General features: G+C 46.5%; 9 protein-coding genes. 4 read left to right on the plus strand and 5 right to left on the minus strand.

Going from position 1 to position 12,366, the window contains the following annotated elements:
* Nucleotides 1-22: 22 nt before the first annotated feature.
* Genes cmoM through mukB form a run of 4 tightly spaced genes read left to right on the plus strand, consistent with a single transcriptional unit; the run spans nt 23 to nt 7,326 of the window.
* Nucleotides 23-814 carry a tRNA uridine 5-oxyacetic acid(34) methyltransferase CmoM gene (cmoM, locus tag R7R78_RS13610; protein ID WP_225473814.1) on the plus strand — a complete coding sequence of 264 codons (792 nt, stop codon included), beginning with the start codon at nt 23-25 and terminating at the stop codon, nt 812-814.
* Nucleotides 815-816: 2 nt separating this feature from the next.
* Entirely contained in the window at nt 817-2,154 is a 1,338-nt protein-coding gene (gene mukF, locus R7R78_RS13615) for a chromosome partition protein MukF (RefSeq protein WP_017634722.1), read from the plus strand.
* Complete coding sequence (gene mukE / locus R7R78_RS13620) at nt 2,135-2,860, plus strand: chromosome partition protein MukE (protein ID WP_005378379.1); 726 nt, start codon at nt 2,135-2,137, stop codon at nt 2,858-2,860. Before mukF ends, mukE begins: the two co-directional genes overlap by 20 nt.
* A gap of 2 nt (nt 2,861-2,862) precedes the next feature.
* Entirely contained in the window at nt 2,863-7,326 is a 4,464-nt protein-coding gene (mukB, locus tag R7R78_RS13625; RefSeq protein ID WP_033905342.1) for a chromosome partition protein MukB, read from the plus strand.
* 143 nt (nt 7,327-7,469) lie between these two features.
* Here mukB and R7R78_RS13630 read toward each other — a convergent pair whose 3' ends face one another.
* The 5 genes from R7R78_RS13630 to cmoB form a co-directional block, all read right to left on the minus strand.
* Complete coding sequence (locus tag R7R78_RS13630) at nt 7,470-7,622, minus strand: hypothetical protein (protein WP_005378381.1); 153 nt, start codon at nt 7,620-7,622, stop codon at nt 7,470-7,472.
* A gap of 227 nt (nt 7,623-7,849) precedes the next feature.
* A complete protein-coding gene (locus tag R7R78_RS13635) occupies nt 7,850-8,818 on the minus strand; it encodes an alpha-L-glutamate ligase-like protein (protein ID WP_005378387.1) in 969 nt (322 codons plus the stop codon).
* A 3-nt stretch (nt 8,819-8,821) separates the two neighbouring features.
* Entirely contained in the window at nt 8,822-10,327 is a 1,506-nt protein-coding gene (locus R7R78_RS13640) for an inactive transglutaminase family protein (RefSeq protein WP_005378389.1), read from the minus strand.
* Nucleotides 10,328-10,338: 11 nt separating this feature from the next.
* A complete protein-coding gene (locus R7R78_RS13645) occupies nt 10,339-11,085 on the minus strand; it encodes an ATP-dependent zinc protease (protein ID WP_005378391.1) in 747 nt (248 codons plus the stop codon).
* A 276-nt stretch (nt 11,086-11,361) separates the two neighbouring features.
* Nucleotides 11,362-12,333 carry a tRNA 5-methoxyuridine(34)/uridine 5-oxyacetic acid(34) synthase CmoB gene (cmoB, locus tag R7R78_RS13650; protein WP_017820038.1) on the minus strand — a complete coding sequence of 324 codons (972 nt, stop codon included), beginning with the start codon at nt 12,331-12,333 and terminating at the stop codon, nt 11,362-11,364.
* Nucleotides 12,334-12,366 lie beyond the last annotated feature (33 nt).

The raw sequence follows: 12,366 nt of genomic DNA on the forward strand, positions 1-12,366 counted from the left end.
CCGTTATGATAACTCAGCAGAAGTGACAGAAGACCGCAATTTCGACGATATCGCCCACAAATTTGCAAAAAATATTTACGGCTCCGATAAAGGGGAGATCCGCCAAATCATTGTGTGGGAAGATTTTCTACAGATTCTAAGTGAATTAGATGCTGACCAGCAACCCCTAGAAGTGTTAGACGCTGGTGGTGGTTTGGCACAAATGTCGCAAAAGCTTGCTAAGCTCGGACATCGAATCGCTTTATGTGATCTATCTTCGGAAATGCTGCAGTTGGCTAAGCAGGATATTGAAAAAAACGGTTTGCTTGAGCAGTATCGCCTGATTCATTCGCCTGTCCAATCCATCGGTGAACATATGGATGGACGGGTCGATCTGGCTATGTTCCACGCTGTGATGGAGTGGCTGGTTGATCCTAAGGCCGCACTTGAAACAGTTCTAGAACAAGTAAAACCGGGAGGCATCGCATCAGTCATGTTCTACAACCACCACGGTTTAGTCTATAAAAACGTGGTTTGTGGCAACATTCCTCATATATTAGACGGCATGCCTCACCGAAAAAGATTTAAACTACAGCCGCAAAAAGGCTTAAAACCTGAAGAAGTCTACCAGTGGATAGAAAATTCAGGTTTTAATATTTGTGGCAAATCTGGTATTCGCTCATTTAGTGATTACATAGGCAATATGGAATACATGGGTGATTACGAGTTTGAAGATGTGTTGGCGCTAGAAAAACAACTTTGTCGACAAGAGCCATACCTCTCATTAGGCCGCTACATTCATGTGTGGGCTAAAAAGAACGATAAACAGGAATAACAATGAGTGAGATGACTCTCAATGCTGCAGAGCAACCAATCGATGAGCTGGTTGGCTGGGTTAAGCAGCACGATTTCTCGTTGAACCTGACCACAGAGCGATTGGCATTTTTGATAGCCATTGCCGTACTGAGTAATGAAAGGTTCGATGAAGAACTGGGTGAAGGTGAACTGCATGATGCATTTGCCATCGTCACTCGACTATTTGATGAGACCGGCGAAGCCTCCGCTTTTCGTGCGAACAATGCGATCAACGAGATGGTTAAGCAGCGTCTTATGAGCCGTTTTGTCAGTGAGATTACTGACGGAGCGAGCATTTACCGCTTGTCGCCATTAGCGATAGGAATAACCGACTACTACGTGCGTCATCGTGAGTTCTCAAAACTGCGTCTATCTATCCAGCTATCCATGGTAGCGGATGAAATGGCGAAAGCGATTGAGGCAGCACAAAAAGGTGGCACACCGGGTCACTGGAAGAAAAACGTATACGGTGTTTTAAAATATTCTGTAGGCGAAATTTTCGATCAAATTGACCTCAACCAACGTGTTATGGATGAGCAGCAACAGTCAGTGAAACAACAGATTGCTGACCTGCTTAACAAGGACTGGCGCGAAGCGATCAACAACTGTGAAGCACTTCTGTCAGAAACATCAAGCACGTTGCGTGAACTTCAAGATACGCTGCAAGCCGCCAGTGATGAACTGCAAACTCAGATCCTCGATATTCAAGAAATTGTTTACGGTGACCCTGAGCTGGAGTTTATCGAAGAAGCCTTGTTTGGTCTGCAAATGAAGCTGGACCGAATCACAAGCTGGGGCCAGCAAGCGATCGACCTTTGGATTGGTTATGACCGACACGTGCACAAGTTTATTCGTACTGCAATCGATATGGATAAGAACCGTGCGTTTAGCTCGCGTCTGCGTCAATCCGTCAAAGATTACTTCGATGCGCCTTGGTATCTGACTTATGCAGATGCGGAGAGGCTTTCTGACCTTCGTGATGAGGCCCTAGTACTGCGTGATGACGAGGTCACGGGTCAAGTTCCGATGGAAGTAGAATACGAAGAGTTTCAACAAGTCAATGATGAGCTGTCTGAACGAATTGGTGACATGCTAAAAGCGCATAAAGATCAAGGCACACCAATCGATTTGAGTGTGGTACTGCGAGATTACCTTGCACAGCACCCTTACACTCATCATTTTGATTTAGCTCGCATTATCGTCGATCAAGCTGTACGTCTAGGGTATTCAGAATCGGATTACCAAGCGATTCAACCAGACTGGAAAGCAATCAACGAATTTGGGGCAAAGGTACAAGCGAATGTCATCGACCGATACTAATGAATACATGTCAGAGAATCTGGCAAAAGCAATTTCTAACCCTCTGTTCCCAGCGCTAGACAGCATGCTTCGAGCAGGGCGTCATATCTCAAGTGAAGATCTAGACAACCACGCGTTGCTGTCGGATTTCGAACTTGAGCTTTCTTCTTTCTACCAACGCTACAACACCGAATTGGTGAAAGCGCCAGAAGGTTTCTTCTATCTTCGTCCTCGTTCAACGTCTCTGATTGGCCGTAGTGTTCTTTCTGAACTGGATATGCTGGTGGGTAAGGTACTGTGTTTCCTTTATCTAAGCCCAGAGCGTCTTGCGCACGAAGGCATCTTCACTAACCAAGAGCTGTACGACGAACTGCTTGCTCTAGCAGATGAAAACAAGCTGATGAAGCTAGTGACGAACCGTGCGACTGGTTCTGACCTCGATAAAGAAAAGCTGTTTGAAAAAGTACGTACGTCACTTCGTCGTCTGCGTCGCCTAGGCATGATCATCAACATCGGTGAAACCGGTAAATTCAGCATCAGTGAAGCGGTATTCCGCTTTGGTGCCGATGTACGTATTGGCGATGACATGCGTGAAGCGCAGCTGCGTCTGATCCGTGATGGTGAAGCAGTAGTGCACACCAAAGAGCCAAGCCAAGGCAGCTTATTGTCTGAAGAAGATCAAGACGATCAAGCCCAAGAAGAAACAACAGAAGAGGGTGAAGCATGAGCATGATTGAACGCGGTAAATACCAATCGCTGACCATGGTCAACTGGAACGGCTTCTTTGCCCGTACGTTTGACATCGATGGTCTGGTCACCACGCTATCAGGTGGTAACGGTGCAGGTAAATCAACCACAATGGCGGCGTTCATCACCGCATTGATTCCTGACCAAACGCTGCTGCACTTCCGTAACACGACAGAAGCAGGCAGCAGCCAATCGTCTCGCGACAAAGGTTTGTACGGTAAGCTACAGCCGGGCGCATGTTATGCGGCGCTAGACGTGGTGAACTCACGTAACCAACGCCTGTTGTTTGCAGTAAAACTGCAGCAAGTTGCGGGTCGTGATAAGAAGGTAGACATCAAACCGTTTGTTATCCAAGGTCTTCCAAGCCATGTGAAACCAACGGATATCTTGGTTGAAAGCGTATCTGCGACTCAAGCTCGTGTACGTCAAATCAACGAAGTAAAAGAATCGATCGCGGAATTTGAAGGTGTTCAGTTCAAAGCGTTCTCTTCTATCGTGGATTACCACGCGCAAATGTTTGAATTCGGTGTGATTCCGAAGAAACTGCGTAACTCTGGTGACCGTTCTAAATTCTACCGCCTGATTGAAGCATCGCTTTACGGTGGTATCTCAAGTGCGATTACACGCTCGCTACGTGACTACCTTTTGCCACAAAACGGCGGCGTGAAGAAAGCGTTCCAAGATATGGAATCGGCGTTGCGTGAAAACCGCATGACGCTAGAAGCGATCAAAACCACGCAAGCAGACCGTGACTTGTTCAAACACTTGATTACAGAGTCGACCAACTACGTGGCGGCGGACTATATGCGCCATGCCAACGAGCGCCGTAAAAAACTAGAACAGACATTGTCTTTGCGTTCAGAGTTATTTGGTTCTCGCGAGACCTTGATTGAGCAAAACAATCTGCTTAACCGCGTTCAAGAAGAGCTGGAACTGCTGATCGAGTCAGAATCTTCTTTAGAGCAAGACTACCAAGCGGCTTCTGATCACTTGCAACTTGTGCAAAACGCGCTGCGTCAGCAAGAGAAGATCGAACGCTACCAAGAAGATCTTGAAGAGCTGAGCGAGCGTCTTGAAGAACAAATGATGGTAGTGGAAGAAGCGCAAGAACGCGTGATGATGGCTGAAGAGCAAGCTACCGTTGCAGAAGAAGAGGTGGATAGCCTTAAGACGCAACTTGCTGATTACCAGCAAGCTCTTGACGTTCAGCAAACTCGCGCCCTTCAATATCAACAAGCAGTTCAAGCGCTGGAGAAAGCGAAGAAGCTACTTGGCGATGACAGCCTAACGGCGGAATCGGCTCAAGCGCTTGTCTCTGAGCTTAAGAGCAAAGAATCAGAAAACACCAATGCGTTGCTATCGGTTAAGCACAAGCTGGACATGTCTTCTGCAGCGGCAGAGCAGTTTGAAACCGCGCTTAAACTAGTACAAAGCATCGTTGGTCAAGTTGAGCGCAAAGACGCGTCTGAACATGCGAAAACCGCAATTGCGAAAGCGCGTGAGTCACAACAAATCGCGCAAAACGAACAGCAATGGCGAGCACAACACCGTGATCTCGAACGCAGCCTTAACCAGCAGCGTCAAGCACGTGAACTGGTTGCTGAATACAAAAAGCAATATCACGTTGAACTAACCGATGAGGTTACGTTTGAACAAGAACGTGAACGTCATGCGACGCAAATCGAATCACTAGAGATAGCTCAAGAAGAAGTTCGTGATCAGCGTGGTGAACAGCGCCGTCTAGAGCAAAACGCGGTGGCAGAAATCAGTAAGCTTGAAGCAATAGCACCAGCTTGGATTGCGGCGAACGATGCGCTAGAGAAACTGAGAGAGCAGAGCGGTGAAGAGCTTGAGGATCGCCATGCGGTAATGAACCACATGCAAGTTGTCCTTGAACAAGAAAGGGAGCTGTCTTTAGCTAAAGATAAGCTTGCTGAGCGCCGTAGCCAGCTAGACTCTGAGATTGAGCGTCTTGCTTCTCCTGGTGGTTCAAATGACCCTCGCCTGAAAGGTTTGGCAGATACGCTGGGCGGTGTATTGCTGTCTGAGATCTACGATGACATCACGATTGATGACGCGCCTTACTTCAGTGCGATGTACGGTCCGGCTCGTCACGCTATCGTTGTTTCTGACTTGTCAGGCATCGAAGAGAAACTGGTAGAGCTAGACGACTGTCCAGAAGACTTGTACATCATTGAAGGTGACATCGATGCCTTTGATGACAGCTCGTTCGATGCAGAAGAGTTAGAGGGCGCGGTTTGCGTTCGTATGAACGATCGCCAAATGCGTTACTCTCGCTTGCCTGAGATCCCATTGTTTGGCCGTGCGGCACGTGAGCAGCGTCTAGAGTTGCTGCGTAACGAACGAGAAGAAGTGGTAGAGAAACACGCAAAAGCGGCGTTTGATTCTCAGAAAATGCAGCGCTTGTACCAAGCGTTTAACCTATTTGTGTCTAACCACATTCAGGTTGCTTTTGACGCCGATCCAGAACAAGCACTGGCAACTATTCGTGATAAGCGTAACCAAATTGCTCGCGTGCTGGCGGATCTGGATGCGAAAGAGCAACAACAACGTTCTCAGCTTCAAACCAGCAAGCAAGCGTTGTCTTCTCTGGACAAGCTAGCGTCACACATGGTGCTTGTTGAAGATGAGTCATTGCAAGCGCGTTTTGATGAGCTAGAAGAGAAAATCGCTCAGCTTGCAGAGGCGAAGAACTTCTTAAGCAACCATGCAAAAGCCGTCGCGCAATTAGAGAATATTGCGTCTGCGCTTGATGCTGACCCAGAGCAATTCGATGCACTAGAAGCAGAATACAAAGCGGCAGACGAGCGGCTACAAGATCTTAAGAAGCAAATCTTTGCACTCTCGGATCTCGTTGAACGTCGTCACTACTTCGCTTACTCAGATTCAGTAGACCTACTGAACAAGAGCAGCGAACTGAGCGAGCAGCTAAAAGCTAAACTGGTTCAAGCTGAACAAATGCGTACACGCTCTCGTGAAGAGTTGAAGCAATCGCAAGGTCAAATGAACCAATACAACCAAGTATTAGCTTCATTGAAGAGTTCACACCAAGCGAAACTGGAAACGGTTCAAGAGTTCAAACAAGAGCTTCAAGAGTTTGGCGTGAACGCTGACGAAGGTGCAGAAGAGCGCGCAATGCGTCGTCGTGACGAATTGCACGAGCGTCTACACACGTCTCGCAGCCGTAAGAGCGAATACGAGCGCACGATCACCTCTACTGAACTCGAGATGAAAGGCTTGGCGAAACGTCTGAAGAAAGTTCAGAAAGAATACGTTGAGCTGCGTACCTTTGTTGTTGCAGCGAAAGCCGGCTGGTGTTCAGTACTTCGTTTGGCGCGTGAGAACGATGTTGAGCGTCGTCTACACAAGCGTGAACTGGCTTACATGTCAGCGGATGAACTGCGTTCGATGTCGGATAAATCACTGGGTGCGCTGCGTCTAGCGGTTGCGAACAATGACGACCTGCGTGATGCGCTGCGTCTATCAGAAGACAACGCTCGCCCAGAGCGTAAAGTTCTGTTCTACATTGCGGTTTACCAACATCTTCGTGAACGTATTCGTCAGGATATCATCCGTACTGATGATCCAGTAGAAGCGATCGAAGAGATGGAAGTCGAGCTGGCGCGTCTAACGGAAGAGCTAACGCAACGTGAAAACCGCTTAGCGATCAGCTCTGAGTCAGTAGCGAGTATCATTAAGAAGACGATTCAGCGTGAGCAAAACCGTATTCGTATGCTGAACCAAGGTTTGTCGAACATCTCGTTTGGTCAGGTGAAGGGCGTACGTCTAAACGTGAAGATTCGTGAAAGTCACGAAGTGCTACTGAACGGACTAGCGACACAGCAAGAGCAGCATAAAGATCTGTTTGAATCGACTCGCTTTACCTTCTCTGAAGCAATGGCGAAACTGTTCCAACGCGTGAACCCACATATCGATATGGGTCAACGTTCTCCTCAGGTTCTGGGTGAAGAGCTACTGGATTACCGTAACTACCTAGAGCTAAGTGTAGAAGTGAACCGTGGTACAGACGGTTGGCTACAAGCAGAGTCTGGCGCGCTATCAACAGGTGAAGCGATCGGTACCGGTCAGTCAATCCTTCTGATGGTTGTTCAAAGCTGGGAAGAAGAGTCTCGTCGTCTACGCAGCAAAGACATTGTGCCTTGTCGTTTGCTTTTCTTGGATGAAGCAGCGCGTCTGGATGCGAAATCGATCGCGACATTGTTCGAATTGTGTGACCGTCTGGATATGCAGCTTCTTATCGCGGCGCCTGAAAACATCAGCCCAGAGAAAGGTACGACCTACAAACTGGTGCGTAAGGTGTTTAAAGATCACGAACACGTACACGTGGTTGGTCTGCGTGGTTTTGGTCAAACGGATAAGCCTAAGACTGAAGCACAAGAGATGATTGAAGAGTTTGAATCGTAAACTTCGAATCTAACAAAACGCTCGCAATGAACGCGGGCGTTTTTGTATCTGTTTGCGAGGCAGGCTTCGAACAACATAAGACAAGCCGAGACTGTAGGACGGCAGTCTCGGCTTATTAGCGGAACTTAATGAGGAAGCGACGTTTATTCCTCTGGAATATCGTCCCTGACTTCGATCATTTCAGCAAGCTCTTCAAGTGCTTGGACAGAAAGCTCAGACAAGCGTTGTAGGTGTTGGTCTAAGCTCTCTTGTTCTTCAAGCTCTGGTTCATCATTATTTGTTTCTTTTATTAGCATTTCCCAACCTCTCAAGTTGAGTAAGGGGAGCTCTCATCATACTCAAAAGGCAAAGTAGAAAAGAAACGATCTATGTTGATTTTGTTAGCTCGATCATTGATTCAACTTATATATGAGAAGGATGTGTTTAATAAGGAGAGCAAGTGCAAGGTTTTTGGATGCGGGAACAAAAACGCCAGTAATCATGACAATTACTGGCGAGTAATAACGAACATTATGTCGAAGGGTTAGAACAACGGCTTCACACCGAACTGCTCTGCCGCGTAAGCGACGCGTTCAATCGGTTTTGGATACTCAGCAGGTGTGCCAAGGCTCTCTATGTGTTTCAAACGAGGAAGCAAGCCTGCACCATTAGCGATTTGGATTGCCAGACCAGGGCGAGCGTTAAGCTCTAAAACCATAGGCCCTTCATCTTTATCCAGCACCATATCCGTACCCATGTATCCCAAACCTGTCATTTCCCAGGCACTTGACGCAAGCTCCAGCAAGCGCTCCCAATGCGGTACTTGAAGGGTCGAAAGGTCTTTACCTGTATCAGGGTGATGAGTCACTGGATGATCGAACTGCACCGCTCTGACGGCTTTACCTGTCGCGATGTCAATGCCTACTCCTACCGCACCTTGGTGAAGGTTTGCTTTGCCGTCGGAAGCCGCTGTAGAACAGCGCATCATCGCCATAACTGGATAACCTTTAAATACGATGATCCGAACATCTGGTACGCCTTCATAACTGAAGCCATCAAAACAGTCATCAAACTTGATTAAGTTTTCAACCACAGCAACGTCATTTTTACCACCAAGAGAGAAAAGGCCAGCAAGCGCATTACTAATGTGACGCTCGACCTCATCCCTACCAATTGTAGAGCCGGAGGGTTTGGTATATACCCCGTTTTTGTGAGACGTAACAACCAGAATGCCTTTACCGCCACTACCTTGTGCAGGTTTGATTACAAAACCAGGCCAGTTCTCAACCATTTTGTGGATAGTCTTAACTTCAGCTTGGTTATGAATGACACCGATCAGGGCAGGAACTGTTGCTCCTGCTGCCTGTGCAATAATTTTGGTCTTTAGCTTGTCATCGACAAGTGGGTATTTAGAACGATCATTGTAACGGCCAATATAGCTGTGGTTACGCTTGTTCATCCCCATAATGCCTTTATGGCGAAGCTTAGACGGCGAAGTAAAACTTTCGAACATCGTTTAGTCCTCCGCTAGTGGTTTGAAGCGTCGTAGCTCAGTGAGGCGGTAACCGGTGTAAGTACCTAGTAATAGAATACCGGCCAGAACAATCAACTGTAGACCAATGAAGTTAAAGGTTAAGTGTTGAATGTATGAGTTCGTCATTGCAAGGTAAACTAATACCGCTGTCAGCAATGAACCACCACCTTGCAGAGCAACTTCCTTCGCACCTTCTTCTTCCCATAGGATTGACATACGTTCAATCGTCCAAGACAAGATGATCATAGGGAAGAAGGTAATTGTTAGGCCTTCTGTTAAGCCCATTTTAAACGCAACAACGGTGAACACCGAGATGATCATAATAACGGTAATAATGACCGCAGATATCCTTGCTACCAGCAATAAGTTCAACCTAGACAAATAGCTTCGAATAATCAGGCCTGTACCTACAATTAGCAAGAAACCGACAATACCCGTTAATAGTTGAGTTTGAACAAAAGCAACGGCAATCAACACAGGCATAAAGGTACCGGATGTTTTCAGGCCGATAATCACACGCAAGAACACAACGATCAGAGCACCAATAGGGATGAGCATGATGGTTTTGAACATCGCTTGCTCTTCCAAAGGTAGGCTATGAATTGAAATATTCAGTAATCCATCTGCTTCTATTTTGTTGTTTGTAGCTTGTTGTGGTGTCATTTCTTGCTTAATCATCGAGAAATGCACTTGGCTATTTTTACCACCAACAAGGTCAAGTAAGGATACGTTTGATTCATCCCACACTAACAAGTTGGGTTTCACTGCTTTTTGTTCGGATTTTGGCGAAAACAGTACCCAATCTTTACCTGACCAAACCTGAACCATTGGTTGAATTGTTTGGCGTCGACGACCATCTTCTAGTTCGATAACACCGACGGTTTTGCTCTGTATACCTGCGGTAAGCAAAATGTTATGCAGTGCATCAGTACGGCTGAAATCGTTCAGTAGTAGCGACGAGTTTTGGCTATCAGGGTCATTAAGCGCTTTGATAAGCTCACGAGTAAACGTCACATTATCGGCTGAGCGACTCATCGCACGTTCGATAAGGGCATTTGCCGCTGCTGCTTGTGGTGCTGATAGCGTTGGTGGCGTAATGTCTTCCGTTGGCGGTAACGGAGTGACTTTAGCCTGAGGGTCTACTAAGAACTGGGCTTTGTAGTATATGGTTTGTGGCCCTTGAGCTTGGCGAATTGACCATTCTGCACGACGGCCTGAATCGTCATTGATGTAGGAAACGCCATAACCTGATGAAGAAGCAGATTCACCGATAAGTGTGTAACCACTTTGCGTATGAGGTGCTGCAAGTGACGCTTTTACTTCGTTGCCGTTAGCATTGAACTCAATACGAGCTTCTACATCCCACACCTGGCGAGTTTCGCCTGGCGTCCAAGGCACGCCGTAGTTTTCATGTCTGAAAACACTCAGAGCAATGCCCGCAATCACCAATAAGATGATAGAAAGGTAAAACGGTATTTTTGACGTCATAATCTACCTTATTATTTTTTATCTTCGTCCGTTTGGATATAGGTACGACTTACATCGACAAGTGCTATGTCGCGCATAAATTCTCTACCCAGTAAAATAGGATGGTTCATATGTGAGCGATCTGCCAACGTAAATTGCGCTTTTTCATGAATTTTTCCAACGCGCACCCAAAGTTCTACCACAGCGCGGCGTTCTAACTCTTCACTGGTAACCTGGCGGATTTTGACGTAGCGAATGACAGGAGCTTCGATCCAAGTACTTTTCTCTTCTTCGGATTTACTGGTGTCTGCTAAGTGGAATCGGACCCATTTTTTGCCATTTCTTTCGAACTCTTCAATATCAACGGCATTTAAAGACGACGTCGCAGCACCAGTGTCGATACGTGCATCAAAAGTTTGCTTAATCGACTCTACCGTGACCTTTTCGATAGAGCCAAGGACAATATCGTGAGTTGGGGTTGGTTCCACAGGAGCGGGAGATTGGACAATAATCGGCTCTTTCGGTTTTTTTACTTCTGCCATTGCTTCATCGCGAAATGTAAGAAGTTCAACCTGTAGTTTATCGACTTGTTCTTCAAGGCTGTCGATATAGTCCGATTGGTTGCTGAGCTGTAGCTCTAGGTTGGTAATGCGATTATTGACATTCGCTTCTGAATTTTGAATCGCCGCTAACGTTTCTTGGTGGTACTGTTCGCCTTTGGTTAGTGAGCATCCAGATAGTAAGGCGATGGCAACAATCGGGGTCAATCGTAATAACATTGAAAACCTTGGGATTGGATTAAGTTGTTTATTTTTTAGGAGTTTAGCTTATATCGATAAAGCCTCACAAGTAAGAATGTTTCTCTATTACTTATTGTTTGAGGAATAGTGATGAAAAGCCAAAAATCAAGGACATAAAAGCGCATCCTTATTTAGAGCGTGCTTATATTTTGACGTGACAAATGGATTCAAAAAACAAACTCGCTCATTACGAGGAAAGAGGGTAATGTCTTAACTCGTAAAATGAGTTAAGACAATGTCAGGAATCTCAGCGAATTATGATTTGCGAGCGACAAGAACCGCGCGGCGAGGGGCAGGGTAGCCTTCTACAGTCTTGCTTGGGTCGTTCGGATCTAAGTAGTCAGGTAGAGAGTTATGCGTCATCCAATCTGTGGTACGTTGTTCATCTACGGATGTGATGTTTTCATCAACGATACGAACATCTTCAAAACCGACCAATTCTAACCACACTTTTAGGGCTTTTGCTGAAGGGAAGAAATAGACATTACGCATTTGCGCGTAACGAGAAGTCGGGACCAGTACTGCATTCTCATCACCTTCAATAACGAGTGTTTCCAATACGAGTTCACCACCAGATACCAATTGATCTTTTAGTTGCACTAAATGATCGAGAGGCGAGCGGCGATGGTAAAGAACGCCCATGCTGAATACCGTATCGAACGCTTCTAACTTAGGTAGCTGTTCAATGCCCAATGGCAATAGGTGCGCACGTTGGTCATCGCCCATTAGTTTACGAATTGCTTCGAACTGAATTAGAAACAGGTGAGATGGATCGATACCGACAGTTAAGCGTGCACCTTCGCCTAGCATGCGCCACATGTGGTAGCCGTTACCACAACCAACATCGAGTACGCTGCGATTCTTTAATGGTGAAATATGCGGAAGCACGCGGTCCCATTTCCAATCACTGCGCCACTCAGTATCAATATGGATGCCGTGTACGTTGTATGGGCCTTTGCGCCAAGGATGGAATGTACGAAGTAAGCTTTCTAGCTTTTTAAGTTCCCCTTGAGGCATGGGCTCATTGTTTGAAATCGTGACAGAATCAACAATGTCGATGTTGTCCGGTCTACCCGCTGGGATTTTGTTCAGGGCTTTCAACCAGCGACCAAAGTCACCGTGCTCTGCATTTTGCCAATCCGTTAGCTGTTGTGGAAGCACATTAAGCCAAGGTTGAAGACGGGTGTCTTGGGCAATCAATTGGTAGAAATTTGCAAAGTTAAACATAGTTAGTTAATCGCTGAGTTGATGGGTATAAAT

This window comes from Vibrio sp. 2134-1 (genome assembly GCF_033339495.1).

Excerpts from the sequence above, each read along its gene's own strand:
- mukF (WP_017634722.1), top strand. The coding sequence starts at position 817 with ATGAGTGAGATGACTCTCAATGCTGCAGAGCAACCAATCGATGAGCTG.
- mukE (WP_005378379.1), top strand. The coding sequence starts at position 2,135 with ATGTCATCGACCGATACTAATGAATACATGTCAGAGAATCTGGCAAAA.
- mukB (WP_033905342.1), top strand. The coding sequence starts at position 2,863 with ATGATTGAACGCGGTAAATACCAATCGCTGACCATGGTCAACTGGAAC.
- R7R78_RS13630 (WP_005378381.1), bottom strand. The coding sequence starts at position 7,622 with ATGCTAATAAAAGAAACAAATAATGATGAACCAGAGCTTGAAGAACAA.
- R7R78_RS13635 (WP_005378387.1), bottom strand. The coding sequence starts at position 8,818 with ATGTTCGAAAGTTTTACTTCGCCGTCTAAGCTTCGCCATAAAGGCATT.
- R7R78_RS13640 (WP_005378389.1), bottom strand. The coding sequence starts at position 10,327 with ATGACGTCAAAAATACCGTTTTACCTTTCTATCATCTTATTGGTGATT.
- R7R78_RS13645 (WP_005378391.1), bottom strand. The coding sequence starts at position 11,085 with ATGTTATTACGATTGACCCCGATTGTTGCCATCGCCTTACTATCTGGA.
- cmoB (WP_017820038.1), bottom strand. The coding sequence starts at position 12,333 with ATGTTTAACTTTGCAAATTTCTACCAATTGATTGCCCAAGACACCCGT.